The sequence below is a fragment of the Bradyrhizobium sp. ORS 285 genome (genome assembly GCF_900176205.1).
Taxonomy (GTDB): Bacteria; Pseudomonadota; Alphaproteobacteria; order Rhizobiales; family Xanthobacteraceae; genus Bradyrhizobium.
In genome coordinates this window covers 3,041,613-3,066,721 of record NZ_LT859959.1, presented here as the reverse complement: position 1 = coordinate 3,066,721, position 25,109 = coordinate 3,041,613, and the positions used below count along the sequence as shown (strand labels likewise).

25 protein-coding genes and 1 tRNA gene are annotated in these 25,109 nt (G+C 65.7%); 16 read left to right on the top strand and 10 right to left on the bottom strand.

The window, feature by feature from the left end; translation table 11 throughout:
- Positions 1 to 20 precede the first annotated feature (20 nt).
- The 3 genes from BRAD285_RS13840 to BRAD285_RS13830 all read right to left on the bottom strand — a co-directional run bounded on the left by BRAD285_RS13840 (position 21) and on the right by BRAD285_RS13830 (position 2,828).
- Positions 21 to 305: a type II toxin-antitoxin system ParD family antitoxin gene (locus BRAD285_RS13840; protein WP_006610555.1), complete on the bottom strand. Its 285-nt coding sequence runs from the start codon at positions 303 to 305 to the stop codon at positions 21 to 23.
- Between the two features lie 83 nt (positions 306 to 388).
- Positions 389 to 790 (bottom strand): DUF2177 family protein, encoded by a 402-nt coding sequence (locus tag BRAD285_RS13835; protein WP_006610556.1) that lies wholly within the window; start codon positions 788 to 790, stop codon positions 389 to 391.
- Positions 791 to 845: 55 nt separating this feature from the next.
- Complete coding sequence (locus tag BRAD285_RS13830) at positions 846 to 2,828, bottom strand: DEAD/DEAH box helicase (protein ID WP_006610557.1); 1,983 nt, start codon at positions 2,826 to 2,828, stop codon at positions 846 to 848.
- A 168-nt stretch (positions 2,829 to 2,996) separates the two neighbouring features.
- Here BRAD285_RS13830 and BRAD285_RS36285 point away from each other — a divergent pair, with 168 nt between their 5' ends.
- The 6 genes from BRAD285_RS36285 (at position 2,997) to BRAD285_RS13795 (ending at position 11,243) form a co-directional block, all read left to right on the top strand.
- Positions 2,997 to 3,380: a hypothetical protein gene (locus BRAD285_RS36285; protein ID WP_006610558.1), complete on the top strand. Its 384-nt coding sequence runs from the start codon at positions 2,997 to 2,999 to the stop codon at positions 3,378 to 3,380.
- A 453-nt stretch (positions 3,381 to 3,833) separates the two neighbouring features.
- Complete coding sequence (locus BRAD285_RS13820) at positions 3,834 to 5,918, top strand: hydantoinase/oxoprolinase family protein (RefSeq protein WP_006610559.1); 2,085 nt, start codon at positions 3,834 to 3,836, stop codon at positions 5,916 to 5,918.
- 2 nt (positions 5,919 to 5,920) lie between these two features.
- Positions 5,921 to 7,576, top strand: coding sequence for a hydantoinase B/oxoprolinase family protein (locus BRAD285_RS13815; RefSeq protein WP_006610560.1), 1,656 nt, complete (start codon positions 5,921 to 5,923; stop codon positions 7,574 to 7,576).
- Between the two features lie 278 nt (positions 7,577 to 7,854).
- Positions 7,855 to 8,856: a TRAP transporter substrate-binding protein gene (locus BRAD285_RS13805; protein WP_006610561.1), complete on the top strand. Its 1,002-nt coding sequence runs from the start codon at positions 7,855 to 7,857 to the stop codon at positions 8,854 to 8,856.
- On the top strand, positions 8,849 to 9,454 hold the full coding sequence (locus BRAD285_RS13800; RefSeq protein ID WP_006610562.1) for a TRAP transporter small permease subunit: 606 nt from the start codon (positions 8,849 to 8,851) through the stop codon (positions 9,452 to 9,454). Before BRAD285_RS13805 ends, BRAD285_RS13800 begins: the two co-directional genes overlap by 8 nt.
- 484 nt (positions 9,455 to 9,938) lie before the next feature.
- Entirely contained in the window at positions 9,939 to 11,243 is a 1,305-nt protein-coding gene (locus BRAD285_RS13795) for a TRAP transporter large permease (protein WP_006612585.1), read from the top strand.
- A gap of 9 nt (positions 11,244 to 11,252) precedes the next feature.
- Here BRAD285_RS13795 and BRAD285_RS13790 read toward each other — a convergent pair whose 3' ends face one another.
- Positions 11,253 to 12,956, bottom strand: a complete 1,704-nt coding sequence (locus BRAD285_RS13790; RefSeq protein WP_035646875.1) for a Cache 3/Cache 2 fusion domain-containing protein — start codon at positions 12,954 to 12,956, stop codon at positions 11,253 to 11,255.
- Positions 12,957 to 13,081: 125 nt separating this feature from the next.
- On the opposite strand from BRAD285_RS13790, the gene BRAD285_RS13785 reads away from it, so the two are divergent.
- From BRAD285_RS13785 to BRAD285_RS13775, 3 genes are all read left to right on the top strand, one after another.
- Positions 13,082 to 14,527, top strand: coding sequence for a deoxyribodipyrimidine photo-lyase (locus BRAD285_RS13785; protein ID WP_172889768.1), 1,446 nt, complete (start codon positions 13,082 to 13,084; stop codon positions 14,525 to 14,527).
- Positions 14,528 to 14,597: 70 nt separating this feature from the next.
- Entirely contained in the window at positions 14,598 to 14,891 is a 294-nt protein-coding gene (locus BRAD285_RS35750) for a hypothetical protein (RefSeq protein ID WP_006612582.1), read from the top strand.
- 221 nt (positions 14,892 to 15,112) lie between these two features.
- Positions 15,113 to 17,425 (top strand): cation:proton antiporter, encoded by a 2,313-nt coding sequence (locus tag BRAD285_RS13775; RefSeq protein ID WP_006612581.1) that lies wholly within the window; start codon positions 15,113 to 15,115, stop codon positions 17,423 to 17,425.
- 16 nt (positions 17,426 to 17,441) lie between these two features.
- On the opposite strand, the gene BRAD285_RS13770 is transcribed toward BRAD285_RS13775, so the two are convergent.
- Positions 17,442 to 17,885, bottom strand: coding sequence for a hypothetical protein (locus BRAD285_RS13770; protein ID WP_006612580.1), 444 nt, complete (start codon positions 17,883 to 17,885; stop codon positions 17,442 to 17,444).
- A gap of 212 nt (positions 17,886 to 18,097) precedes the next feature.
- On the opposite strand from BRAD285_RS13770, the gene BRAD285_RS13765 reads away from it, so the two are divergent.
- From BRAD285_RS13765 to BRAD285_RS13750, 4 genes are all read left to right on the top strand, one after another.
- Positions 18,098 to 18,364 (top strand): hypothetical protein, encoded by a 267-nt coding sequence (locus BRAD285_RS13765; RefSeq protein WP_006612579.1) that lies wholly within the window; start codon positions 18,098 to 18,100, stop codon positions 18,362 to 18,364.
- A 111-nt stretch (positions 18,365 to 18,475) separates the two neighbouring features.
- Positions 18,476 to 18,552 (top strand) — tRNA-Arg (locus BRAD285_RS13760).
- Between the two features lie 68 nt (positions 18,553 to 18,620).
- Positions 18,621 to 19,808 (top strand): acyltransferase, encoded by a 1,188-nt coding sequence (locus BRAD285_RS13755; RefSeq protein ID WP_006612578.1) that lies wholly within the window; start codon positions 18,621 to 18,623, stop codon positions 19,806 to 19,808.
- A gap of 144 nt (positions 19,809 to 19,952) precedes the next feature.
- Positions 19,953 to 20,135: a hypothetical protein gene (locus tag BRAD285_RS13750; protein WP_035646870.1), complete on the top strand. Its 183-nt coding sequence runs from the start codon at positions 19,953 to 19,955 to the stop codon at positions 20,133 to 20,135.
- A gap of 83 nt (positions 20,136 to 20,218) precedes the next feature.
- Here the strand turns inward: BRAD285_RS13750 and BRAD285_RS36685 are convergent, their stop codons facing one another.
- Entirely contained in the window at positions 20,219 to 20,428 is a 210-nt protein-coding gene (locus tag BRAD285_RS36685; RefSeq protein WP_371507708.1) for a GCG_CRPN prefix-to-repeats domain-containing protein, read from the bottom strand.
- A gap of 505 nt (positions 20,429 to 20,933) precedes the next feature.
- Between BRAD285_RS36685 and BRAD285_RS13740 the strand changes: the two genes are divergently transcribed.
- Positions 20,934 to 21,059, top strand: coding sequence for a hypothetical protein (locus BRAD285_RS13740; RefSeq protein ID WP_371507584.1), 126 nt, complete (start codon positions 20,934 to 20,936; stop codon positions 21,057 to 21,059).
- 134 nt (positions 21,060 to 21,193) lie between these two features.
- On the top strand, positions 21,194 to 21,388 hold the full coding sequence (locus tag BRAD285_RS13735; protein ID WP_006612574.1) for a hypothetical protein: 195 nt from the start codon (positions 21,194 to 21,196) through the stop codon (positions 21,386 to 21,388).
- Positions 21,389 to 21,445: 57 nt separating this feature from the next.
- Here BRAD285_RS13735 and BRAD285_RS13730 read toward each other — a convergent pair whose 3' ends face one another.
- The 3 genes from BRAD285_RS13730 to BRAD285_RS13715 form a co-directional block, all read right to left on the bottom strand.
- The gene (locus tag BRAD285_RS13730; RefSeq protein ID WP_006612573.1) at positions 21,446 to 21,892 is read right to left on the bottom strand and encodes a host attachment protein; all 447 of its coding nucleotides are present in this window, start codon (positions 21,890 to 21,892) and stop codon (positions 21,446 to 21,448) included.
- Between the two features lie 126 nt (positions 21,893 to 22,018).
- A complete protein-coding gene (locus tag BRAD285_RS13725) occupies positions 22,019 to 22,432 on the bottom strand; it encodes a DUF3775 domain-containing protein (RefSeq protein WP_006612572.1) in 414 nt (137 codons plus the stop codon).
- Positions 22,433 to 23,235: 803 nt separating this feature from the next.
- Positions 23,236 to 23,955: a hypothetical protein gene (locus BRAD285_RS13715; protein ID WP_035646880.1), complete on the bottom strand. Its 720-nt coding sequence runs from the start codon at positions 23,953 to 23,955 to the stop codon at positions 23,236 to 23,238.
- 190 nt (positions 23,956 to 24,145) lie between these two features.
- Between BRAD285_RS13715 and BRAD285_RS13710 the strand changes: the two genes are divergently transcribed.
- On the top strand, positions 24,146 to 24,529 hold the full coding sequence (locus BRAD285_RS13710) for a VOC family protein (protein WP_006612569.1): 384 nt from the start codon (positions 24,146 to 24,148) through the stop codon (positions 24,527 to 24,529).
- Between the two features lie 17 nt (positions 24,530 to 24,546).
- Here BRAD285_RS13710 and BRAD285_RS13705 read toward each other — a convergent pair whose 3' ends face one another.
- A complete protein-coding gene (locus BRAD285_RS13705) occupies positions 24,547 to 24,999 on the bottom strand; it encodes a hypothetical protein (protein ID WP_035646878.1) in 453 nt (150 codons plus the stop codon).
- Between the last annotated feature and the right edge of the window lie 110 nt (positions 25,000 to 25,109).

The following is a 25,109-nucleotide window of genomic DNA, read 5'->3' as shown; positions in this document are numbered from 1 at the left end:
GGCACTGCGATCCGCAGCGATCAGTCGGCGCGATTGATGAGCTTGTCCGAAAGGCCATTGAGATAGGCCTGAAGGTCGTCGATGGTGGCGAACTCCTTGAACTCGCCGCGATCGAGCGCAGCAAAGCCGGCTTGAGCGGCCTCACGAAGGCCCTCTAGCGTTGCAGCACCTTCAGCCTCACGCCGCTCGATCAAACGGAGGCCGTCGCGCAGGACCTCGTTCGCGTTCGGGTATCGGCCAGACGCTACCAGATCTTGAATGACCTTGTCCTGATCGTCGGTCAGAACGACCTTTCGTACGGGCATCGCGGGACCCGTTACCTGAGTGATCGATCGCATTGTGCCACGGGCCGCAGCTTCTGTCGCGAGGCTTCCGGCAGAGCACCGCGTCAGCCCCGTGGCGTCACCCAGTCCGCGATCAGCAAACCCACCGTCGCTGACACCGCGGTCACGAACACGCCCCAGCTGATGTCGACCGCCACCACCGCCCAGGTCCACTGCTTGAGCATCGCCAGCGATGTCAGCTCGAAGGTGGCGTAGCAGAACAGGCCGAACAGCGCGCCGTAGAGCAAGGTCGAGCGCCAGTTGGCGTCAGCGGTGCCGCTGACGAAGATCAGCACACCCAGCACATACAGCAGATAGAACAGCACCGCCGGCACGGGCCGGATCTCGCCGAGCATCTCGCCGACCTGCGACTGGAAGAAGCCCTTGGCGACGATGGCGAGGAACGGGATGTCGAAGCCGAGCAGCACGGCCAGGGTTGCAAAATACAGGACGGCATAGCGGCTCAAGGATGGCTCCTCCCTTACGGTTTACCGGTCGACGCAAGCGCCTCGACCGGCCAGCTCAGCCGCGACGCTTGGTCTTCGGCTTCTTCCCACCTGGCGGCTTCGCGCGCGGATGGCTCGAAGGAAACGCCTGACCACCATGGCCGGACTTGTCACGCGGCTTCTTTTTCTTCGCGAACGCCGGTTCGCGGAACGATTTCGACGGAGCCTCGCGATGCGGCTTGCCGCGCGGCCTCTCCTCCGCGCGCTCGCGCGGCTCGTCACGGTCGAGCGGGTGATAGGCGCCCTCGTCCGCCTTGCGCCGCGGCGGCGGCTTTTGCGGCCAAACCGTCTCGGCCGCAGGCTGCCCCGCGGGCGCCGCGCCGAGCGGCTCGATGCGGATCGTGTCCTCCTTGTCGGGTCGGCGGATGTTGGCAGCGAAGCTGTCGGCGACGCGCGCGGCGATCTCGAACTCCGTCGTCGTGTCGGAGATCTTGATCGCGCCGATGTCCTGCTTGTCGATGCCGCCGCGGCGGCAGATCATCGGCAGCAGCCAGCTCGCCTCGGCGTTCTTGCGGCGCCCGATCGCGGCACGGAACCACACGCTGGGCTCGCCCATGCCGTGGCGCGACGGCTTGCCGCCCTTGGTCCGCGGCGCCGGCGCGCGACCGTCATCCCGCGCGGCGGTGTCGCGCGCATTGCGGGCGACGGGGTCGCGGCCACGCTCGGCACGCCCGCGGCCGCGATCCTCGACGGCATCGAGGATGTCCTCCGGCGACGGCAGCCGGGCGCGATAGAGCCGCGCCAGCGCGGCGGCGATGTCCTCGGCCGAGCGCTGCGCGAGCAGGATCTGGGCGAGCGCCAGATCATCCGCCGTCGTCTCCTCGGTGAAGATGGAATCCTGCAGCATGCGCTCCTGGTCGAGCTTGCGTATCTCCTCGGCCTGCGGCGCGGCGCCCCAGTCGGCCTCGATGCCCGCGAGCTTCAGCAGCATCTCCGCGCGGCGCCGCCGCGCCGGCGGCACCAGCAGCACGCTGACGCCCTTGCGCCCGGCCCGGCCGGTGCGCCCCGAGCGATGCTGCATCACCTCGGGATCATTCGGCAGTTCGGCATGGATGACGAGATCGAGATTGGCGAGATCGATGCCGCGCGCGGCGACGTCGGTCGCCACGCAGACCCGCGAGCGGCCGTCGCGCAGCGACTGCAGCGCCATGGTGCGCTCGTTCTGTGTCAATTCGCCTGATAGCGCGACCACCGAGAAGCCGCGCTCGAGCAGCGCCGCCTGCAGATGCCGAACCGCCTCGCGGGTATTGCAGAACACGATCGCGCTCGGTGATTCATAGAAGCGCAGCAGATTGACCACCGCGTGCTCGGCATCATCGGGCGCGATGCGGATGGCACGATACTCGATGTCGGCATGCCCGCCTTCGTCGCCCTCGACCTCGATGCGGAACGCGTCGTCCTGGTACTGCTTGGCCAACGCGACGATGCCGCGCGGGAACGTGGCCGAGAACAGCAAGGTCCGGCGTGTCTCCGGCGTGGTCTCGAGAATGAACTCCATGTCCTCGCGGAAACCGAGATTGAGCATCTCGTCGGCCTCGTCGAGCACCACCACCTTCAGCTCAGAGATGTCGAGACGGTGACGCCGCAGATGATCGCACAGCCGCCCGGGTGTCCCGACGACGATATGGGCACCCGCCTCCAGCTCGCGCTGCTCGCGACGCGGATCCATGCCGCCGACGCAGGAGATCACGCGGGCGCCGGCATATTGATAAAGCCAGGCGAGCTCACGCTGCACCTGCAGCGCCAGCTCGCGCGTCGGCGCCACGATCAGCGCGAGCGGCGCGGCGGCCGGGCCGAAGCGTTCGGCCTCGCCCAGCAGGTCCGCCGCCATCGCAAGCCCATAGGCCACCGTCTTGCCCGAGCCGGTCTGCGCCGACACCAGCAGGTCGCGATCGACGGCGTCGTCAGCGAGCACGGCCAGCTGGACGGGGGTGGGCGTCTCATAATTGCGCTCGGCCAGCGCGCGGGCCAGCGGCGGATTGGTCACGGGAAATGACAAGGGAGGACCTCTCTTCGATTCGGCTGCTTTACGCCAAGCCGGGCCGGAACACGAGGCCTGAGAACGTCGGAATCCGGCATTTGTCTCCGGCCCCCTTTACCGTCTTTCACGCGACCATGCACATTCCGCTTTCCCGAAAAAATACTTTCTCTTTTCCAGAAATCATGTATGATCCGCGCCGTCCTGCCCCATGCAGAGGGACGTACGCGTCGTCACGAACGTCGGGTGCGGGATGCGGTGCCGCTGATCATGTCGGACGCGCTTTCAGCGCAGACGACCGGCATGATGGCGGACGTGAAGTCGCAGCGTCCTGATACCCCGAAGCTGGTATCCCCACGCAATGCGCGTCAGCGCGTTGTCGCGGAATGGTGGCCAACAAGCCGGCGCGCCAGGGAGACTGCGTATAAGCGTGAAGACACCGCGCAGGGAATGCCGGATGCTCGGCTGAACCTGTGGTACCTGCCGCCTGCATTCTTGTTCGCAGGCGGGCCATGGGTGAGGCCTTCACCCGGCATTCCCTGCACCCTCTCGTTTGCGGAGAGGGTGAACTGATCGCAGAACTCGGGCGTGATGCGCCGCGGGAACACGAACGCACGCCGATGAGATGCTCCGCACGCGCACCAATCTCCCGTGTCGTCCCGGACAAGCCACGGCGCGCGCCAGCGCGACGCGGCGCCGATCCGGGACCCATACGCCGCGGCGGACGTGAGGCGGAAGGTGTGTAACGACGTGCCTGCCTCAAACCTCTCCCTGGGGTTATGGGTCCCGGCGTTCGCCGGGACGACGGCGGAGCCTGTGATGCGCCGCCAAGCGATTTCGGGCAACGTCGTGCTCAGTGTTGCGAGAGCCAATCAGCTCTCAATCAGCAAGATTGAGCGCACATCTCGCCACGACCTTCAATCCGCGCCGCACAAAACGCAGAGCAGCAACACGTATCTCCGCTGGCGCAATGGCATGGGACTTGCTCAAATCGCACATCAATTCGTCGCTTGCGGAGATGACCGAATGCTTGAAGGAGCCGAAGTCCGGCTGGCCGTCGATATCGGCGGCACGTTCACCGATATCGTACTCGACATCGGCGATCACCGCCGCACACGCAAGGTGCTGACGACGCCGACGCAGCCCGAGCAGGCCGTGCTCGATGGCACCCGCCTCATCCTGGCCGATGCGAAGGCCCGCATCTCCGACATCGACGTCTTCATCCACGGCACCACGCTCGCGACCAACGCGATCATCGAGCGACGCGGCGCGAAGACCGCGCTGATCGCCACGTCGGGCTTCCGCGATGTTCTCGATATTGGAACTGAGAGCCGCTACGACCAGTACGATCTCTCCATCGACAAGCCGAAGCCGTTGGTGCCGCGCGCTCTTCGCTTCACGGTACCTGAGCGTGTCGATGCTCACGGCGACATCAGACTGCCACTCGATGAAGCGGCGGTGCGCGCATTGGCGCCGCAGCTGCGCGCGCTCGATGTTGCCAGCATCGCCATCGCCTTCCTGCACGCCTACGCCAATCCCGCGCATGAGCGCCGCGCCGGCGAAATCCTCGCCGAGGAACTGCCTGGAGTCTCGATCACGCTGTCGTCGGCCGTCTGTCCCGAAATCCGGGAATATGAGCGCACCTCGACCGCGGTCGCCAACGCCTATGTGCAGCCGCTGATGGATTCCTACCTCGCCCGCATGGACCAGGCGTTGCGCGTCGAGCAGTTCCGCGGCGCGATCTATCTCGTCACGTCAGGCGGCGGCGTCACCTCGATCGACACGGCGCGGCGTTTCCCCGTGCGCCTCGTCGAATCCGGCCCCGCCGGCGGCGCGATCTTCGCCGGCCAGATTGCCGCGCGACTCGGCGAGCGCAAGGTGCTGTCGTTCGACATGGGCGGCACCACCGCCAAGATCTGTCTCATCGAGGACTTCGAGCCGGAGAGCTCGCGCGTGTTCGAGGTCGATCGCGCCGCGCGCTTCCTGAAAGGCTCCGGCCTGCCGGTGCGCATCCCCGTCATCGAGATGGTCGAGATCGGCGCCGGCGGCGGCTCGATCGCCCGCATCGATGCGATGAAGCGCGTCACCGTCGGTCCCGAGAGCGCGTCCTCCGAACCCGGCCCGGCCTGCTATGGCCGCGGCGGCCAGCGTCCGGCGGTCACTGATTCCGACGTCGCGCTCGGCATGATCGATCCCGACGCATTCGCTGGCGGCACCATCAAGCTCGATCCCGAATTGTCGAAGCAGGCCCTGCTCCGTGACGTCGGCGCGCCGCTCGGGCTGGACGCCGAGACCGCAGCCTATGCGGTGCACGAGGTCGTCTGCGAGAACATGGCGAGCGCGGCGCGCGTTCATGCCGTCGAGCGCGGCGCAATCATCGGCCAGCACACGTTGATCGCGTTCGGCGGTGCGGCGCCGCTGCACGCCGCCCGCGTCGCCGAGAAGATCGGTGTCGCCAAAGTCATCGTGCCCTCCAATGCCGGCGTCGGTTCGGCGGTCGGCTTCCTCGCCGCCCCCATCGCCTATGAGTTGGTACGCAGCCGTCATGCCCGGCTCGACGATTTCGACACGGCGCTCGTCTCCGGCCTGTTGCAGCAGATGGCCGATGAGGCCCGGGCCCTGGTCGAGCCCGGCGCGGCCGGCGCTCCGGTGCGCGAGCGCCGCGCGGCGTTCATGCGATATGTCGGCCAGGGCCATGAGATCAGCGTCGAGCTGCCGAACCGCGCACTCACCGCGGAGGATCTCCCTGCCCTGCGCAAGACCTTCGAGGCCGGCTATGCCGCGCTGTTCGAGCGCGCCATCCCGGGGGCCGCGATCGAGGTGCTGAGCTGGTCGGTGCTGGCGACGACGGACGCGCGTCAGCCGGCCACCGTCGCCGAGGTCATGCGCAAGCCCGCCGGCGCGGCTTCGGGCCACCGCAAATTCTTCGATGGCCGCGCCGGCCGCTTCGTCGAGATCCCGCTGTATCGCCGCGAGCAGATGGCGCCGGGCGCGGTCATCGCAGGTCCCGCCGTGATCGCCGAGGACGAGACTTCGACCTTCATCTCCAACAGTTTTGACGCGCATATCGACGGTGCCGGCAGCATCGTCATGGAACGGAAGGCGGCCTGACGATGAGCGCATCCCAAACCAGCCTGATCGACCTGCAGATCATGTGGCATCGGCTGATCGCCGTGGTCGAAGAGCAGGCCCAGGTGCTGCTGCGCACCGCCTTCAGCCCGATCGTGCGCGAATGCGGCGACCTCTCCGCCGGCGTGTTCGACCTGAAGGGACGCATGCTGGCGCAGGCCGTCACCGGCACACCGGGCCATGTCAACTCGATGGCCGAGTCGGTGAAGCACTTCATCACGCATTTCCCGATTCATACGATGAAGCCGGGTGATGCCTACATCACCAACGATCCCTGGATGGGCACCGGTCATCTCAACGACTTCGTCGTCACCACGCCGTGCTTCAAGGACGGCCAGCCGGTCGCCTTGTTCTCCTGCACCAGCCATCTGATGGACATCGGCGGCATCGGCTTCGGCCCCGATGGCACCGACGTGTTCATGGAGGGGCTGTACATCCCGATGCTGAAGCTCATTGATCAGGGCGTCGTCAACGAGACGCTGATGGCGATGATCCGCGCCAACACCCGGCTGCCGGTCGACACCGAAGGCGACACCTATTCGCTCGCCGCCTGCAACGATGTCGGCTGCCAGCGCCTGGTCGAGATGATGACCGAGTTCGGCATCTCATCGCTCGATGAGCTCGGCGACTACGTCTGCGACCGCTCGCGCGAAGCGGTGCTGGCGGAGATCGCCAAGCTGCCCAAGGGCACTTGGCGCAACGAGATGGTGGTCGACGGCTATGATGCGCCGGTGACGCTCAAGGCCGCGCTCACGATCAGCGATGACGGCATCCATGTCGACTTCGACGGCACGTCGACGGCCTCGAAGTTCGGCATCAACGTGCCGCTGTCCTATACGACGGCCTACACCGTGTTCGGGCTCGGCTGCGTGGTGGCGTCAGCGATCCCCAACAATGCCGGCTCGCTGTCGCCGCTCACCGTGTCGGCGCCGTCGGGCGCAATCCTCAATGCGCCGAAGCCCGCGCCGGTGGCCTCGCGCCACGTCATCGGCCAGATGCTGCCCGACGTCGTGTTCGGCTGCCTGCGCCAGATCATTCCGGAACGCGTGCCGGCCGAAGGCACGTCGTGCCTGTGGAATCTCAACGTGCGCGGCCAGACCCGCTCCGGCGCCGGCGGCAATTACGGGTTCTCGATGGCTGTGACCTCGAATGGCGGCACCGGCGCACGCTTCGACAAGGACGGACTGTCGGCGACCGCCTATCCAAGCGGCGTGCGCGGCACGCCGGTCGAAATTGCCGAGACACAGACGCCGCTGATCTTCTGGCGCAAGGAGCTGCGCCCGGACTCCGGCGGCGCCGGCCGCACCCGCGGCGGCCTCGGCCAGATCATCGAGGTCGGCAGCGGCGTCGACGCGCCGTTCGACATCCTCGCCGCCTTCGACCGCATCGACCACCCGCCCCGCGGCCGCGACGGCGGCCACAATGGCGAGGCCGGCTATGTCGGGCTCGCCTCGGGCAAGAAGCTGCGCGGCAAGGGCTTCCAGACCGTGCCGCCGGATGACCGGCTGGTGGTGCTGACACCGGGCGGCGCGGGCATCGGCGATCCCCGCGCACGCGCGGCGGAGCTCGTGCAGAGCGACGTCGAGAGCGGGCTGGTGTCGGCGGTTAACGCGGCAAAGGTCTATGGGCAGGTTGGGTGAGATCTCATGCCCGTTGAAACAATCGTGGCCTCATGGTTCGAGACGCGCCGCAAGAGCGGCGCTCCTCACCATGAGGTTTTGGCACCCAAGCGGGTCCTGCACACAGACCATGAACACGCCAACCGGCGTGTTCATGGAGAGGATCAGCATCTGGCCGCGCAACGTGCCCTCATCCTGAGGAGCCCGCCGCAGGCGGGCGTCTCGAAGGATGGCCGCAACCAGACTGCTGGCCAAGCCTCTTCCATTTCCCTTAGCTCAGCAACGAAGCGGAGACTCTCATGATCACGCGACGCAAATTCACCGCAGGCGCAGCCACCCTGCTCGCAGCGACCCAGCTCTCGACGCGCGCCCGCGCCGCCACCACCAACTGGGACATGTCCACGGTCTGGCCGGAGGCCAACTTCCACACCCAGAATGCGATGGCCTTCGCCGAGGAGGTGAAGAAGCAGACCAATGGCGCCGTCAACATCACCGTGAAGGCCGGCGGTCAGCTCGGCTTCAAGGGCCCCGAGCATCTGCGCGCCGTGCGCGACGGCCTCGTGCCACTGGCGGACGTGCTCAACATCCAGCAGGTCGGCGATGAGCCCTTTATGGGCGTGGAGAGCATTCCGTTCCTCGCGGGCTCCGTCGACGAGGTCAAGGCGCTGCACAAATATGTCCGGCCCGAATACGACAAGATCGCCGCCCGCAACAACCAGAAGATCCTCTACATCGTGCCGTGGCCGACGCAGTATCTGCATCTGAAGGTCAAGACGACCGATGTCGCCGGGCTGAAGAACATCAAGATCCGCGTGCCCGACAAGAACGCGGTCGACATGCTCAACGCCATCGGCATGGCCGCGGTCATGATCCCCTGGGGCGAGACCATTCCGGCTCTGGCCTCCGGCGCGGTCGCCGGCGTCTCGACCTCGTCGGTGTCGGGCGTCGACGGCAAGTTCTGGGAGTTTCTCAAATACGTCTACCCGACCAACCATGTGTGGTCGTCGCAGATGCTCAACGTGAACCTGGATTCCTGGAAGGCGCTGACGCCGGAGCAGCAGAAGATCATCAGCGACATCGCCGCCAAGATGGAGCCGACGTTCTGGGCCAACTCGGTCAAGGCCGACGTCGACAGCCTCAACCGCCTCAAGGAAGGCGGCATGGAAGTCGTGCCGGTCTCGGATGCAATGATGACGGAGATCCGTGCCAAGACCGCGCCGCAGATGGAAGCCTTCCTGAAGCGCGTACCCGCGGCCGAGGCGCCGGTGAAGGCCTATCTCGCCGAGATGAAGCGTGGCTGAGATCGCGCAAGCCACCTCGCCGGCCGATCGGGCGAGCCTCAATGCAGCGGCCCCCGCGCCGCTGCGCATCCTGCTCGATGTCATCGACCGGCTCGGCCGGCTCGACGGCTGGATCGGCGGCGGCTGCCTGCTAACACTGACGTGCCTGATGCTGGCGGAGGTGACGACGCGGGCGCTATCGAATGTGCTGCCGTTCTTCCCGCCGACGATCTCGATCGCCTGGGAATACTCGTCCTATCTGATGGCGGCCTCGTTCACCTTCGGCGCCGCCATGACGTTGCGGGTCGGCGGCCACATCCGCGTAGTGCTGCTGCTGAAGAACGTGCCCGCCCCACTGCAGCGCGCGTTGGAGGTGCTGGCTGCCGCCGCCGGCTTCGCCTTCATGGCGTTCCTGACCTCGGCGATGACGAAGTTCGCCTGGAGCTCCTTCATCCGCGGCCAGGTCTCGACCTCGAGCGACACCCCGCTGTGGTTTCCGCAGGCCGTCGTGACGTTCGGCATGCTGCTGCTGACGCTGCAATTCCTAGCCCGGGCGATTCAAGCGGCGCTCGGACTGCCGCTGGAAGACCACCGCATGAAGGCGTCGCCGGTCGAATGAGGGCGCGAAAACTCATCGAAACGATGCGAGCTCTCACCCCGCAGACGGTGCGCTCCCTCGCCCCGCTCTTGCGGGGAGAGGGTTGGGGTGAGGGGCAGCCACGAGCACCGACCGTGCGGAGAGCCCCCCTCACCCGGATTGCATCTAACGATGCAATCCGACCTCTCCCCGCAAGCGGGGCGAGGTTACACCGCGCGCGCCGCACGATCGTCGCCCCGCAAACGGTGCGCCCCCTCTCCCCGTCCTTACGGGGAGAGGGTTGGGGTGAGGGGCAGCCACACCCACCGACCGTGCGGAGAGCCCCCCTCACCCGGATTGCATCTAACGATGCAATCCGACCTCTCCCCGCAAGCGGGGCGAGGTTGCACCGCCCGCGCCGCCAGCACTGTGCGCACCTGACCCATACAACGTCTCATCCCGCGCTCGGCTGGTCCTCCGCCCGACCACTCCCGCCCGCCCTCCTCACCGCGGACTCCCCCTCCCCATGACCATCGAAGTCATCGCCCTCTTCGTCATCCTGTTCGCGCTGCTGGCCGGCGGCCTGTGGATCGGGCTCACGCTCGCCTTCACCGCGACATTGCTGTTGGCGATGTTCCGCTCGATCCCGCTGGACAAGCTGCTTCCGCAATATGCCTGGAACATCCTGACCACCCAGGAGCTGCTGGCGCTGCCGCTGTTCATCCTGATGGGCGAGCTGCTGTTCCGCACCCGGCTGTCGCGCTCGCTCTTCCAAGGCCTCGCGCCCTGGGCCGGCCTGCTGCCGGGCCGCCTGCTGCACGTCAACGTCATCGGCTGCACCATCTTCGCCGCGATCTCCGGCTCGTCGGCGGCGACCACGCAGGTCATCGGCCGGATGTCGCTCAACGAGCTCCTGCGCCGCGGCTATTCGCGCGACATCGCGATCGGCTCGCTCGCCGGCGCCGGCACGCTCGGCTTCCTGATCCCGCCGTCGAACATCATGATCATCTACGGCGTGCTCGGCGACGTCTCGATCCTGAAACTGTTCACCGCCGGCGTGCTGCCGGGCCTGCTACTCGCCGCGACCTTCATGGGCTGGGTGATGCTGCACACCACGCTCAAGCCTGCGATGGTGCCGAACGCCGAGGCGCAGCTCTCGCAGGTGCCGTGGGCCGAGCGCTTCGCCGCGCTGAAGGACCTGGCGCCGGCCCTGTTCCTGATCGCCTGCGTGCTCGGCTCGATGTATGGCGGCCTCGCGACCCCGTCGGAGGCCGCCGCCGTCGGCGTGCTCGGCGCGGCGCTGGTGGCGTTCTTCCAGGGAGCGCTGTCGCAGCAGGTCATCCGCGACGTGATGATCGGTTCGGTCATCACCTGCTCGATGATCGCACTGATCGTACTCGGCGCTTCGATCCTCGGCAACGCCGCGGCGTTTCTCGGCATTCCCCAGGCGGTCGCCGCCTTCGTCAAGGGCCTCGGCCTGTCGCCGTTCATGCTGATCGTGGTCCTGATCGTGTTCTATTTGATCCTCGGCTGTTTCCTCGACGGCTTCTCGATGATCGTGATGACCCTGCCGATCGTGCTGCCGATCGTGAAGGGCGCGGGCTTCGACGAGGTGTGGTTCGGGATCTTCCTGGTGCTCGCGGTCGAGATGGCCCAGATCACGCCGCCGGTCGGCTTCAACCTGTTCGTGATCCAGGGCCTGACGGAGGACGGCCTCGGCTACATCGCCCGCGTCACCGCGCCCTACCTCGCCATCATGGTGGCCTTCGTGCTGCTGCTCACGCTATTCCCGGGCATCGTGACGATCCTGCCAAGGCTGCTCTACGGGTGAGCAGCGATGTCAGGCCGCGCGCATGCCGTCGAGGAACTTCTGCACCTCGGCCTTGAGCCGCAGGCTCTCGCCGGACAGCGCCTGCGCCGAGGCGAACATCCGGTTCGAGCTTTCGCCGGTCTCGCCCGCCCCGCGCGCCGCGCTGCGGATGTTGTTGACGACCTCGGCGGTGCCGCTCGCGGCCGAGCGGACGCTCTGGGTGATGTTCTGGGTGGCGGCGCGCTGCAGTTCGACCGCGCCCGAGATCGACGCCGCGATCTCGTTGATGCGCTCGATGGTCGAGCCGATCGCCTTGATCGCATCGACCGATTCCTGCGTCACGGTCTGCATGTTGGCGATCTGGCTGGAGATCTCCTCGGTCGCCTTGGCGGTCTGGCCGGCGAGCGTCTTGACCTCCTGGGCGACGACCGCGAAGCCGCGACCGGCATCGCCGGCGCGGGCGGCCTCGATGGTGGCGTTGAGCGCCAGCAGATTGGTCTGCTCGGCAATCGAGGTGATCAGCTTGACGACGTCGCCGATGCGGTTGCCGGCATCCGACAGCTCCTTGATGCGCTGGTCGGTCGCGGTGGCCTGCTTGACCGCCTCGGCAGCGATGGCGTTGGATTCCTGCACCCGGCGGATGATCTCGGCGATCGAGCCGGACAGCTCGTCGGACGCCGCCGCCGCGGTGCGGACATGCTCGGAGGCGGTCTCGGAGGCGCCGGCCGACTGTCCCGACAGATCGGCAGTGGTGCGCGCGGTCTGGGTGAGCTGTCGCGCCTCGCGCTCGAACTCGCCCGACGAGGTCAGCACGTTGTCGATGATGCCGCCGATGCTGGCCTGGAACGAATCCACGAAGCGCTGCAGCTCGGCCTTGCGCTGCTCGACCGCGGCCGTTGCGGCCGCCGCCTGCTCCTCGCGCATCCGACGCCGCTCGCTGGCGGCGCTGCGGAACACGACCAAGCTGCGGGCGATCTCGCCGATCTCGTCGCCGCGCTCATCCGACTTGATGTCGACATTCTCGCGTCCCTCGGCGATCGCAGTCAGCGCCTCCGTCACGGCACTCAGCGGCTTCGTGACGCGGCTCACGGCGAGCATGGTCAGGGCGAGCACCAGCAGCGCGGCGACCACGGCAGCGATGATCATGGTCTGCATCGCCTGCGCCAGCATCGCGTCGAGCTCGGCCATCGGCACGCCGACATAGAGGATGCCAGTCACCTTGCCAGCGGGGTTGGTGACGGGGAAATAGGCGGTCATGAACGGCTTGCCGAACAGCGTGGCCGGTCCCTTATAGGCTTCGCCCCGGCGCAGCAGCGCCTGCGCGGGATGATCAGCGGCGAGTTGCGTGCCAACGGCGCGATCGCCATTCTCCTTCTTCACATTGGTCGAGCGGCGCACGAACTGGCCGCTGTCGTCGACAACAAACAAGGTCGCGCTGCCGCCGACATAGGACACCGCGCGGTCGACGATGGCATGATCCTTGATCTCGGGGATTGCGGGAATCTCGATGCGTGTGACGGCGCCGTTCTGCACGCTGACCTTGGCGTCCTTGAACGTTTCAGCGAAAGTCAGGGCGAAGGTGCGCAGATTCCCTTCGATGTCGCGCTTGGCGCGATCCGCAAAATCGTTGGTGAGAGACCAGTAGGCCGCGCCGACCACGAGGGCCGTGTTCAGCGCAATGACGACAACGGCGCCGATCAGCGCCTTGGTGCCGAGCTTCAACTTGACGGACACGTCAGAAACCTTCCGAGGGAACTGCAACTAAATCTCAAAGTGCCCGTACTTCGTTTCCATCCGATTATTTTCCGGCAGGAAGAATACGGACATCCCCTCAAAAGGCAGCAATAAGATACCTGAGCATGGCTCCCACCCCTATCATCGTATGGTTTCGCGAGAGCCTGCGACTTTCTGACCACCCCGCGTTGTATACCGCAGCCCAGGCCGGCGTGCCGGTTGTTTGTAGTTACATCTACGATCAGGAGAGTCCGGGACTTCGTCCACTTGGAGGAGCGACGCGATGGTGGCTGGCGCAATCGCTGCGTGCACTCCGCATAGAGTTGCAGTCGCTCGGGGCCGATCTGGTGATCCGCCGCGGGCCGGCAGCGACGGTGCTCAGCCAGTTGGCACGCGAGACCAAGGCCGGCGCGGTTTACTGGAACGACGTCGCGCAGCGCGGCCCGCGCGCCGTCGCAGAGCGCGTGGAAGCCGCGCTCGGCGAGATCGGCGTCACGTCGCGCGTGTTTGCTGATGACCTGCTGGTCGATCCCGCCGAGATGCGCGGCAAGGATGGCCGTGGCCCGCGCGTGTTCACCCCGTTCTGGAAACGCGTGCTGGCGCTGGGCGATCCGCCGAAGCCGTTGCCGATGCCGGTGCGGCTGCCGCCGGTGCCGGGGATCGCGAGCCTTGCGGTCGACGAACTGGCGCTGGAGCCGACCCGGCCGGATTGGGCGGGCGGCCTGCGCGCGACATGGCAGGCCGGCGAGCGCGCTGCCCAGCAGCGGCTGAACGACTTCCTCACGAGCTCTGTCGGGACCTACGCAGCCGACCGCGACCGTCCGGACGTCGAGGCCACCTCGCGGCTGTCGCCCCATTTACGGTTCGGCGAAATCAGCCCGCGCCAGATCTTTCACGCCGCGCGCTTCGCCGCAGAGGAGAGACCGGCTTTGGCGAAGGGGATCGACAAGTTCCTGAGCGAGGTCGGCTGGCGCGAGTTCAGCCGCCACCTGCTCTACAACAATCCCGACCTCGCCACCCGCAACCTGCAGCCGACCTTCGACGCCTTTCCGTGGACCCAGGATGACGCCGCGCTGACGGCCTGGCAGCGCGGCCAGACCGGCTATCCGATCGTCGATGCCGGGATGCGCGAGCTCTGGCACACCGGCAGCATGCACAACCGCGTCCGCATGGTCGCCGCCTCGCTGCTGGTGAAGCACCTGCTGATCGACTGGCGGCAGGGCGAACAGTGGTTCTGGGACACGTTGGTCGACGCCGACCCCGGCAGCAACCCCGCGAGCTGGCAGTGGGTCGCCGGCTCCGGCGCCGATGCCGCCCCCTATTTCCGCGTCTTCAATCCCGTGCTGCAGGGCGAGAAGTTCGACGCCAGCGGCAGCTATGTGCGGCGCTGGGTTCCCGAGCTCGCGCGCCTGCCCGCCAGCCTGATCCACCAACCCTGGGCGGCAAAGCCGCTCGAGCTCGCCGAGGCCGGCGTGACGCTGGGACGCTCCTACCCCGCGCCAACCATCGATCACAAGCGGGGGCGCGAGCGGGCGCTGGCGGCCTATGCGAGCTTGCGCACAAGTGATTAGTTGCGCTCACTTTGACAGCACGGAGAATCCAGCTATCGTCATAGGGTTTCCAACAGATCGGGGGACCGATATGGACGACACCACACTCACCGACCCGACCATCGCCGCTCCGGGCACCCCGCCCGAGCCTGCGACGGATCCAGTGACTGCCGCTGCGCCGAAGGCGAAGCGGGCCTCGAAGAAGGCTGCCAAGAAAGCCGCTCCCAAGCGGGCCGCCGCGAAGGCCAAGAAGGTCGCGACCAAGACGTCGGCCAAGAAGACTGCGAAGAAGACCGTGAAGAAAGCCGCCAAGAAGGCTGCAAAGAAGACGGCGAAGAAGGCCACCAAGAAGGCGGCCAAGAAGACGAAGAAGGCCAAGCGCTAACCTCGCTTGGTGCGGCCTGAGGGCAAGCCATCGCCCGTCTGGCCGGTTCGGCGAAACAATCCAGTGCCCGGTCGTGGGGACAATCTGGCGCTGGATTGTTTCGTGCGTTTGTCTAGCCTTTCTACCGGCGGCTCGATCGGCGGCCATTGCAGGCTGGAACATATTCGTCATAGGCGCCTTAGCCCCTCCCGAATGGCGGGAGATGCGACACCGAGGCGCTGATGGGGCAAGGGCAGAGTGGGCGCCGGTTGATCGCGCGCTGGCCGCTCAAAGCGTGGCGGCGACCACTCGTCTGGACTGGCCTGTTCGTCGCCCTGCCCGTGTCTGCAGCCCATGCCGAGGCTGGCGCAGCCGGTCACGGCTCCGAGGTTCTGCTGCTGATCCAGGTCGCCCTGCTGATCGGCGTCGGCCGCGGCCTCGGCGAGCTGATGCAGCGCATCGGCCAGCCCTCGGTACTCGGCGAGCTCTTGGGCGGCCTGCTGCTCGGGCCCTCGCTGCTCGGCTGGCTGTGGCCTTCGGCTCAAGCCGCGATCTTCCCGCACGAGCCGGCCCAGCAGGCCATGATCGAGGGCCTCGCGCAGTTCGGCATCCTGTTGCTACTGCTGCTCACCGGCATGGAGGTCGACCTCAAGCTGGTGCGCAAGGTCGGCCGCCCCGCTCTGACGATTTCAGTGTTCGGCATCGCCGTCCCCTTCGCCTGCGGCTTCGCCCTCGGCCAATGGATGCCGGAGATGCTACTTCCGCATCCCGAGGCGCGGCTGGTCGCGTCGCTGTTTCTGGGCACCGCGCTGTCGATCTCATCGGTCAAGATCGTCGCCGTCGTGGTCCGCGAGATGAACTTCATGCGCCGCAACGTCGGCCAGATCATCGTCGCCTCGGCGATCATCGACGACACGCTGGGCTGGATCATCATCGCGGTCATCTTCAGCCTCGCCTCCCGCGGCAGCCTCGACCTGCGCGGCATCACGCAGTCCGTGTTGGGAACGCTGGTGTTCCTCGGTCTGAGCTTCACGGTCGGGCGGCGCCTGGTGTCCATCCTGATCCGCCTTGCCAATGATCACCTGGTCAGCGCCTCGCCGGTCGTCACGGTCATCCTGCTGCTGATGAGCGTAATGGCGCTCATCACCCATTTGATCGGCGTGCACACGGTGCTCGGCGCCTTCGTCACCGGCGTGCTGGTGGGCGAATCCCCGATCCTGACGCGGCAGATCGACGAGCGGCTGCGCGGCCTGATCACCAGCCTGTTCATGCCCGTGTTCTTCGGCCTGGCCGGGCTCGGTACCGACCTCATCCAGCTCCACACCCCCGAGCTGCTGCTCTTCACCGCCGGGCTCGTCGTCATCGCAAGCCTCGGCAAGTTCGCGGGCGCACTGGCCGGCGGCAAGCTCGGCGGGCTGACGCGGGGCGAGTCGCTTGCGCTAGCCAGCGGCATGAATGCGCGCGGCTCGACCGAGGTCATCATCGCCTCGATCGGGCTCTCGATCGGCGTGCTCAGCCAGCCGCTGTTCACGATGATCGTCACCATGGCGATCCTCACCACCCTGGCGATGCCGCCGATGCTACGGGCTGCGCTGCGCCGGCTGCCGCCGGACCGCTCCGAGCAGGCCCGGCTCGAGCGCGAGGCGCATGAGCGCAGCGGCTTCGTCGGCGGCCTGGAGCGGCTGCTGCTGGCCGCTGACGATAGCAGCAGCGGCCGGCTCGCCGCCCGCATCGCCGGACTGCTGGCTGGCCCTGGCGGACGTCCGGTCACGGTGCTCGACGTGGAAGGCATCCGGCACGTAGCCCGGGCCCCGGTCGACGGCCCTTTGCAGTCCGAGGCCGTCATCAAGGACGCTGCACAGCAAGGCGCTCAGCGGACCGAGAGCAATGTCGACGTCGATGTGACCACGCTCACACCGACAACGGGCCTGCGCGACGCGGTCGAAAACGAAGCGCGCAAGGGCTTCGACCTGATGCTGATCGGTCTCGAGGACGGCCTGACACCGCAGGGCCGGTTCAGTGAGGCCTGCGAGGAGATCGCGTCCGGTTTCCACGGCCCGCTGGCGCTTGCTCTTGCGCCGGCGGCAGCGTCCGACGGTCCTGCGCCGCAGCGCGATGCCTGCATTCTGGTGCCTGTGTCCGGGCGCGGCGTCTCGCGTGGCGGCGCCGAGGTGGCGATTGCGCTGGCGCATGTCGGGCCTGCCCGGCTGCATCTGCTCTATGTCTCGACGACGCAGGGCAGCGCCGACGAGCGGCGTACAAGCGAGGAGAAAGACCGCGCCGACCAGGTTCTCGCGGACAATGCGGCGGCCGCGCGCCGCTACGACCTCGATGTGACCACGGCCGTTGCCGATGCCGACGTCGGACCTGATATCGCCATCCTGGCCGAAGCCTCGAAGATCAAGTCTGACCTGATCGTCCTTGGCGTCGACCGGTTGCAGGGCGCGGCCCTCGACTTCGGTGCCATGATCGCCGCGGTCCTCGCCGCGTCGGAGGTGCCGGTGCTCGTGGTCTCAACAGGAACGCCCCCCGCCGCGCAGCGCAGCGATCCCTGACCGCGCTAAGGACGGCTCACCAGGAATCCGGACAGGGATCGACGATCTTCCAGAGGTCCGTGCCGTTCGTGATCCGCTTCATCTCGGTGGTGAGCCCGCCGTTGCGCCGGATCCAATCCTTCACCGTCTCGGGATAAAAGGACATCAGCTCGGATGTGCCCTCGAAGCTGGTGACCTTGATACCGAAAGTGAAGGCCTTGTCGTAATAGGCCTGGTGAAAACCGAGGCTCGCTTTCGGCGTGACGCAGATCCTGTTGAGCGGCACGATGCCGAAGACCAGCGTGCAGGCGGAATTGCAGATGCCGTCGATGATCACGCGCTGACGCGTGTCCCGGATATGCTGGTACTTGGCCTTGTACTCTTCGATGTAACCGCCGTGATCGCGTGTGATGTGCAGATCCGCACGCGCCGGGGTCGCGGCGACCAGCGAAAGCACGACGCAGGGGATCAGGCGGTTCATCGGCGGGGCGGAAAACCCGGTCTCATCTGGGCGGAGTTGCGACAGGGCGCTGGAGACCCACAGCAGCGGCCCGACGCTGTCACGGATTCGTTAAGCCCGCGGAAAAGGCCAAAATTTTGACATAACGGCCGCTTTGACGCACCTTTTCCGACGCTTCGAAGTTAGATTGTCGGTCCAATACCTCGCCTTAGCGGCGGTTTCGGAGAAAAGACATGAGCAAGCTCGCATCATCAGCCATCGCCTTGATCGTGGCCGCCGCCGCTCTCGCACCCGTCACGTCGGAGGCCCGAGGCCACCATCGGCATCACCGCCAGCACCATCACCACGGCCTGCCCTACGCGATCAGCTTCCTTCACAATTATGGTCCAGGCCCGCTGCCAGGCACCTTTGGGTTCTACGACGGTCCGTCGACCAACCATTGCTACCAGAGCGCGGCGGCCTATATCGGCCAGGACCGCCGCCGCCATCCCTGCTTCTGAGGCAGGCTGCGCGACGGGAGCGTTCTCAGGCCCCATGACATTGGCCCACGAGACTGGCCTTGGCCGTGCAAGTCTGATATCGGGATTCGTGCGGACGATGGTCCGTCACGCGCGCTCGTAGCTCAGCTGGATAGAGCATCGGATTTCGATTCCGAGGGTCGGGAGTTCGAATCTCTCCGAGCGCGCCAGGCCTTGTTCCGGTGGCTCTGTGCGTTAGCCTGCCGCCTGTTCCGGAATGCCAGGACGACGTCTCCACGTGAATGATCAGCGGTTCATCGGCTCACTCACCGGCCTGCGCTTTATCGCCGCTGCGACGGTCGCAATCGGTCACGGCGCGCCCTCTCTGGGGCACGGTTGGCCGGCGGAGCTGATCGCGCAGGTCAGCAGCATCGGCATGACCATGTTTTTCGTGCTGAGCGGCTTCGTTCTCTGGCTCAATTACGCCCGACGTTTTCAGACCCAGCCGGTGGGAGACGCTCTTCGCGAGTTCGCGATCGCGCGCTTCGCCCGGCTGTATCCCATGTACGCCGTCGTCGTCCTTGCCATCGTCACCTACCTGATGATCGCCCGAGGGCTCTCGGCCCCCTCTCTCGGCTTCATCCTGACGATGACACAGGCCTGGTTTCCGGTGCAGAACGGCACGATGCTGGTCGCCGTCGTCCCGGCGCTGCAGCACCTCTGGTCGATCAGCGTCGAGCTGTTCTTCTATCTGCTGTTTCCGTTCATCTGTTTCCTGCTGGCCGGCATCACCCGCCTGTCGACGGTGATATGGCTTGCGGTCGCGAACATCCTCGCCTTTGCGCTGACCATCGCTGCCTTCTTCACGTTCGGCCCGACGGTCCTTCAAGCTGTCGTGCCGAGCCTCCAACACGGCGGAATGCAGTGGCTCACCTACTACGCCCCCTACCTTCACGTGGCGCAGTTTCTGGCCGGGTGCTTCGCGGCGATGATCTACCAGAACCGTGCTCTCGCCGAGCCTGGTCCTGCAGAGCTCCAACGCGTGACCTGGCTGGTCTGGCTATCCCTCACGGGCTTGGCCTGCGCCCCCGTGCTGATGTTCTTGCAGCCGCGACTGCCCGGCTTGTCGTTCTCGATCGAGCTCGCCGTGCGGATGATAGAGATTTCCGCGTTCTCGATCCTCTTCGTCGCAACCAGCCGTTACGGCAGGGCCCGCTGGCTGTCATCCCGGGCTTTGATCATCGGCGGAGAATGCAGCTATTCGATCTACCTGCTGCACCCTTTCCTGATCCGCCTTGCAATGATCGGCAAGTCCAACCAGCCCGGCTTTGTCGAGCTGGTGATCCGGCTGGCCCTCTTCGTTGGGATCGCGACAGCGGTCGCCTTGATCTCCTATATACTTATCGAGGCCCGAGGACGAGCGTGGATCCGGCGCGCGTTGGGAAGCAGCGCGCCGCGGGAGGTGATCCAAGCCAAAGTGAGCTGAGCTTGGAAAGTGGCCCCTGGGCCGATCGCAATGAACGGACATCCGTCCAATAATACCTCCGGTTTATCCGGAACATTTTGCGCGCATTTAAGAAGATTGCTGCCAGTCTCCCGGCATCCGACCTCGGAGCATGGGAGGCAACAGGTGATTGTTCAGATCAAGGCGGTATGCGAAGTCAACGGCTCGGTGCTCGCGGCTACGAGCTTCGACGACACCAATGCCGGCGACCGGGCAACGGCGGTCATCGCACTGCTGGAGCAGGTGCTGGCCCACTCGGAACATGCCTCCGAGCAGCGACTTTTTACGCTGGACATCCAGACCTTGTAGCTCGGCGCTCTCTGGCCCTCCTGAGTTCGAGCCACCGTCCTGCTTGCCAACGATCCACTCCGCTCTGCGTGATGGAGCTTTGGTCACTTGATGATGCAGGCCCTTGCTTGCCGGCTCCACTTGAATGCTGCGCCGCATGGCGGCCTCGGCCGCGCACCTGCAGGGCACTCATTCCACAGGGGAGCTCCCGACTCCCAGCCATTCACCACGCAGCCGCCATTGGGCGCGACATGACAGCCCGGACCACAGGATTCGTTGGCAAGCGTGGGCCCCGCTGACGCTACGATGGCCATGAGCAACATGACAACATACACGAGCCTCATTGCTTCACTCCATTTTCACCGGCTCAGAGCTAAACGTCGGCGCGGCTGAAAGCCCCGGCTGAAAACCGCGATCGTCCGGCTCCGTTCCCACGACCGGCCGCGGCCCCCGCTCTAACGACGCGGCTGAACGCACGCGCTTTTCGACGTAGCCCTACGGTCCTGTGACGAAACACCGCGCCACCAATCACGAACCGGCCCCGTTCTCTGCACGACTACGCCACAAGCTCCCGCCGAAATGGGTCACGCGGCCAGAAGGTTTTCACCATATTCGACAGAGACGGCGGAGGCTGGGCGGGGCCGAAAGCTAAAAGTCATATCTCGACATCAAACGTAACGAAAAGAACCGATTTCCACCGCGAAGTGGCGACAGCTTCGGGTGGATTGGGGCGAGGCGCTCAAACAGGTCGACATCATGGCTCGAAAATTCACTGCACGCGAAGTCATCGCCAGATCGTACCCCAGCTGGGATTACGCCATGGCCGACCGTCTCATCGCCTGGCTCGATCATTGCGGGTACGAAATCGTCGAAAAGAGGCAGGAGCTTGATGCCGCAGCGCTCTCGGCCGACGAGTTGCATCCGAACGTTGTCAACGCCTGCTGACCAGATCTGTCCCTGTCGCTCGCAAGTCTACCCTCTTGCGGGCTGAGTCAGGAACGGGCTGAGACTCCCAGTGTTGAATACGCGCCGAAGCCGAAATTGATCCGGCGTATCAGGTGGCGACAAAAGGAGGACGAATGTCTCGCAAGCTCACACCGCGTCAAGTCATCGCCCGTTCCTACCCGACCTGGGACTACGCCATGGCAGATCGTCTCATCGCCTGGCTGGAAGACTGTGGCTATGAGATCGTGGAAAAAGATGCCGTGCACCGCGACGCGAGCCTGGTGCCGGATGTGCCGGAAACCACATCGTCACTGGAAAACGCGCATTGATCCCGCTCGCGAGCGACGAGCGAGATCATTGACGTCTCACTTGAATAGGCCCGCTGCTCAAGCCAGCAGCTGTTTCTCGATTTCATAGACCGGCAGCTTGACCAGATCCTTGTGGACCTCGCCATGCAGGACCCTGCGCACCGCGTCGGAATAATCGGCGCGGATCATTCCGAGGGCACGCGGCGAGGCCACCATCGTCACGCCCTTGGTTTCGCCAGCCAGGACGGCGTGATGCAGGCGGTCGGCGATCTGCTTCAGAAAGGCCCGCTCGGCCTGATCATGCCAGTCCGTCTGCTCGACTGAGCTTCGGGCGTGGCCGAACGATTGCTGAACCGAGCCGGGCGCGTCGGAGCCCTGCGCGCTCGTGCGGTCGTTCTCATGCTCATGCACCTCCTTGGTGTGCAGGTTCGGAAACATGCTGTCGCCGACGTTCTCGAGGATCAGCGCTTTGCGACCGTCGCAAACGACGATCCAATCACCGGTTCCGACCTTCATCTTGTCCATGAGCCAACTCCATCTTCGTGACCCCAACGCAGGGTCGAACGGAAGTCCCCGCCAATGGAAGCCGGGAAACTTCAATTCATCTTCCAGGGCCGTCGGCGGCGCAGCGGAGGCAGCGCCGATCGCGCGCTAGAGGCTTTCCTCAAAATCTTCCAGAGAGAGGCCGAATTCGGACAGAGCCTCCTCGAGATAATCACCAAGCATCGGCGTCTCGATCAGATAGGTGGCCGTGCGGTTGTTGTGAGCCTGCGCGGCCTGCGCGCGCAGCTCATCCCAGTTCTCGAGCGAGCCGTCGCCGCGGCCCAACCACATCAGCGCGACCAGGTCGATCTGCTCGTCGACGTTCAGGCCCCTGATGAAGCTGACGAGCTCGGATCGGTCCGTTGTCGCACCGCGTCCACCTGTCCCGGGAGCAGAGTCATCGTCGGTCAGATCTGCCAGCAGCTCCGGCTCGGCCGCTTCCATTTCATATTGATGCACCTTCGTTACGACGAAGGCGACCTTCTCCGGCGAGATCGAGAGGTTGGGAGGGGTGGTGGTCATACAGCGTCTCCGTGGGTGCCCGGGCAACACGCCCCGGGTCCCATTGAGGTGACGCTAGGCGCTCCGGAGGGAGCGCACTTTGCGCAAGATCAAGGCAGTCTGGCGGCAGGAAACTGCGTGGTCGACGAGCAGTGCCAGCCGGAGGCGATTGCCAACGCTCTCGGCTGGATTGAGCGAGACGGCCGCTTCCAAACTACCAGGTCGAGCCGAACAGGCCAAAATGCGGCTGCTGGGCGACCAAGATCATTGGCCTTCCTGGAGGAGCCTTTGCACTCTTCCGCTTCTTGGTCTCCGCGGCTCTCGCGCTAGCCTCGGAAAGTCTCGTGGCGTGAGGTTTTTCGGACGCCTTCGGCGTTGCGGCCGACGGGCCGGTCCCGGCCCTGCTCATCTGCGCGTAGGCGTCGCGAGCACTGGTCTTGGAGGGCTCCGTCTTCGGCAGTTCTGCTGTGGCCGCCGGGGCGGGCTGTTCCAACTTCGCAAGCGCCACGGACGCCGGAGGGGCGATCGACGTATCCATCACGATCCGCTCGGGCCACTTGCGTGCCGACTGGATCCGAACTGGAGGAAGGTCCGAGGCCGATGTGAGGTTCGCCGGCAGTGGCACACTCGGAAGCACGGCGTCCGCGAGGACCAGCAACGCAAACAGGGCACCGCCGACAAACAGAAAGTAGCGCAAGATAGGCATAATTTACCGCTCCGTCGGCCCACCCCGAGCCGACCATCCACCTAACGGATGACAATGACAGTATGTTCCCGAGGCGACCGATCCGGTTCAAGGACCGCGGGAAACTAGCGCGACATAATTAGATTTTCGTCGCTGCAACCAGCGCGCATTTGGCCGAGCTGGCATTAACGTTGACAAATCCGACATGGACCGAGGCGAAGGTCCTGCGGCTCTGCGGCCGGATCTCGCCCGGAACGACCCGGCGGCGCTCGGTCACCTGGCTGCCATCGCGCCGGCTAAAGGCGCAGCTGATCTCGACGTCCTTGATTGCGAAGCTATTGGCATTTCGCAAGGTGAAGGTGACGAGCGCCTTCGATCCCAGCCCGCCGCGCCGCCAGGATTGGGAACTGATGCGCAGGCCGGACAGAACGGCAGGATCGAGCCCCACCGGCGGCCCCGGCATCGCGGGCGCAAGGCTGGCATTCGCGTCCATGAGACTCGGGACCGCGCTGACCGCGGATGATGAAGAGAGGTAGGCGCTGGATCCGCCGGGCACCACCGACGAGAACCCGCGGGATGGCTCCGTGCCATCCTCATCGTCTTGATATTGTCTGCTCGAACTGTCCAACGTGAGCCGCGCAAGACTGCCGTCGGCGATCTCGCCTTCGTCACCGGTCACGATCAGCCAGCCGACCGTGCCGAACACGACGAGCGCGAGCGCCCCTAAACCAAGTGAAGCCGTTCCCAAAGGAAGATGAGCGTCCGACCGCCGGCGCGCAGGCGTCCCGCCGAGCTTGCGCCTCAGCAAACGAGAGAGACCCGCACTCATGTCTGCACCATCGGCTGCCCGCTCGGGCATCTGAAAGCCTCCTTCGGCAAACATCGCCAGCGTCTCATGCAAAGCCGACAATTGGAGGGCAGGCCCCGATACCGTTCGTTTGCCGGACTGGTGTCGGCGGCAGCGAGCCGGTAGACATGCGCGTCATTGCCGCCGCATCGGTAACGCCGCCGCTTCGGCCACGGTTCACTCTTTGGAAAGCTCTAAGACGATGTTGAACGTCACCTGGGACCATATTCATCTGCGCAGCCCGGATCCGGAAGCGACCGCCAACTGGCTGCACGAGGTTCTCGGCGGCGAGATCGTCCGCCATCCCGGCCGCATCGACGTCAAACTTGGCGGCGCCAGCGTGTTCATTGCCAAGGTCGAGCCTGGCGACGGCGTCAATGCGGCGCCCGAGACGCCCCACCGGGGCCTCGATCATTTCGGCCTCACCGTGAAGGACATCGACGCCGCGGCGGCCGAGCTGAAGGCCAAGGGCGTCACCTTCACGACCGAGCCGACCACGATCCGCCCCGGCGTGCGCATCTGCTTCATCCGCGGTCCCGAGGGCATCTCCATCGAGCTGCTGGAGCGCGACAAGAAATACGTCTGAGACGCCGCGGCTCTCCACTACGTCATGCTGCCGGGCATGAAGCAACGGATCGAGAGGCCCTGATAGCCGCGCATCGGCCAGACCATGGTGCGGCCGACGCGGTTGGGCTCGGTGATCACGGCATCGTCGGGAACGTCGAGCCATTCGCCTTCGATGCGCACACGATAGTGGCCGCCTTTGCTCTCCCAATCGACATCGCTGACGGCGCTGCCGTCGGCATCGGAGCAGCACGGGCCCTTGCCGCTGCGCAGGCCGTCGAACCACGCCTTGATCTCCGGCGATGAGTTCGCCCATTGACCGCGATCGCGCGCCTGGATTGGCGTAGCGAGCGCGATCAGCAGCGCGGCGCCCGTGACCTGGATGGGAGGCTTCCAGCGTCCGGATTCCTGTCGCCTCGAACCGAGGTGACTGACAGCCGAACAATCAGCGCGATGCGGCGCATGGCCGCGGGACACGATCCATTTGCTCATTTCCATCTGGCTCCTGCACCACCCCAGGGTGCGCGGATGGCGATGCATCAACCGGGCCAGATTCGATTCGATCGCGGCTTCGTGAGAGTCAATCCGGAGATCGACGTCGT

Excerpts from the sequence above, each read along its gene's own strand:
- BRAD285_RS13840 (WP_006610555.1), bottom strand. The coding sequence starts at position 305 with ATGCCCGTACGAAAGGTCGTTCTGACCGACGATCAGGACAAGGTCATT.
- BRAD285_RS36285 (WP_006610558.1), top strand. The coding sequence starts at position 2,997 with ATGATCCGCGCCGTCCTGCCCCATGCAGAGGGACGTACGCGTCGTCAC.
- BRAD285_RS13820 (WP_006610559.1), top strand. The coding sequence starts at position 3,834 with ATGCTTGAAGGAGCCGAAGTCCGGCTGGCCGTCGATATCGGCGGCACG.
- BRAD285_RS13815 (WP_006610560.1), top strand. The coding sequence starts at position 5,921 with ATGAGCGCATCCCAAACCAGCCTGATCGACCTGCAGATCATGTGGCAT.
- BRAD285_RS13805 (WP_006610561.1), top strand. The coding sequence starts at position 7,855 with ATGATCACGCGACGCAAATTCACCGCAGGCGCAGCCACCCTGCTCGCA.
- BRAD285_RS13795 (WP_006612585.1), top strand. The coding sequence starts at position 9,939 with ATGACCATCGAAGTCATCGCCCTCTTCGTCATCCTGTTCGCGCTGCTG.
- BRAD285_RS13785 (WP_172889768.1), top strand. The coding sequence starts at position 13,082 with ATGGCTCCCACCCCTATCATCGTATGGTTTCGCGAGAGCCTGCGACTT.
- BRAD285_RS35750 (WP_006612582.1), top strand. The coding sequence starts at position 14,598 with ATGGACGACACCACACTCACCGACCCGACCATCGCCGCTCCGGGCACC.
- BRAD285_RS13775 (WP_006612581.1), top strand. The coding sequence starts at position 15,113 with ATGGGGCAAGGGCAGAGTGGGCGCCGGTTGATCGCGCGCTGGCCGCTC.
- BRAD285_RS13770 (WP_006612580.1), bottom strand. The coding sequence starts at position 17,885 with ATGAACCGCCTGATCCCCTGCGTCGTGCTTTCGCTGGTCGCCGCGACC.
- BRAD285_RS13765 (WP_006612579.1), top strand. The coding sequence starts at position 18,098 with ATGAGCAAGCTCGCATCATCAGCCATCGCCTTGATCGTGGCCGCCGCC.
- BRAD285_RS36685 (WP_371507708.1), bottom strand. The coding sequence starts at position 20,428 with ATGGCCATCGTAGCGTCAGCGGGGCCCACGCTTGCCAACGAATCCTGT.
- BRAD285_RS13740 (WP_371507584.1), top strand. The coding sequence starts at position 20,934 with ATGGCCGACCGTCTCATCGCCTGGCTCGATCATTGCGGGTACGAAATC.
- BRAD285_RS13735 (WP_006612574.1), top strand. The coding sequence starts at position 21,194 with ATGTCTCGCAAGCTCACACCGCGTCAAGTCATCGCCCGTTCCTACCCG.
- BRAD285_RS13730 (WP_006612573.1), bottom strand. The coding sequence starts at position 21,892 with ATGGACAAGATGAAGGTCGGAACCGGTGATTGGATCGTCGTTTGCGAC.
- BRAD285_RS13725 (WP_006612572.1), bottom strand. The coding sequence starts at position 22,432 with ATGACCACCACCCCTCCCAACCTCTCGATCTCGCCGGAGAAGGTCGCC.
- BRAD285_RS13715 (WP_035646880.1), bottom strand. The coding sequence starts at position 23,955 with ATGCCCGAGCGGGCAGCCGATGGTGCAGACATGAGTGCGGGTCTCTCT.
- BRAD285_RS13710 (WP_006612569.1), top strand. The coding sequence starts at position 24,146 with ATGTTGAACGTCACCTGGGACCATATTCATCTGCGCAGCCCGGATCCG.
- BRAD285_RS13705 (WP_035646878.1), bottom strand. The coding sequence starts at position 24,999 with ATGAGCAAATGGATCGTGTCCCGCGGCCATGCGCCGCATCGCGCTGAT.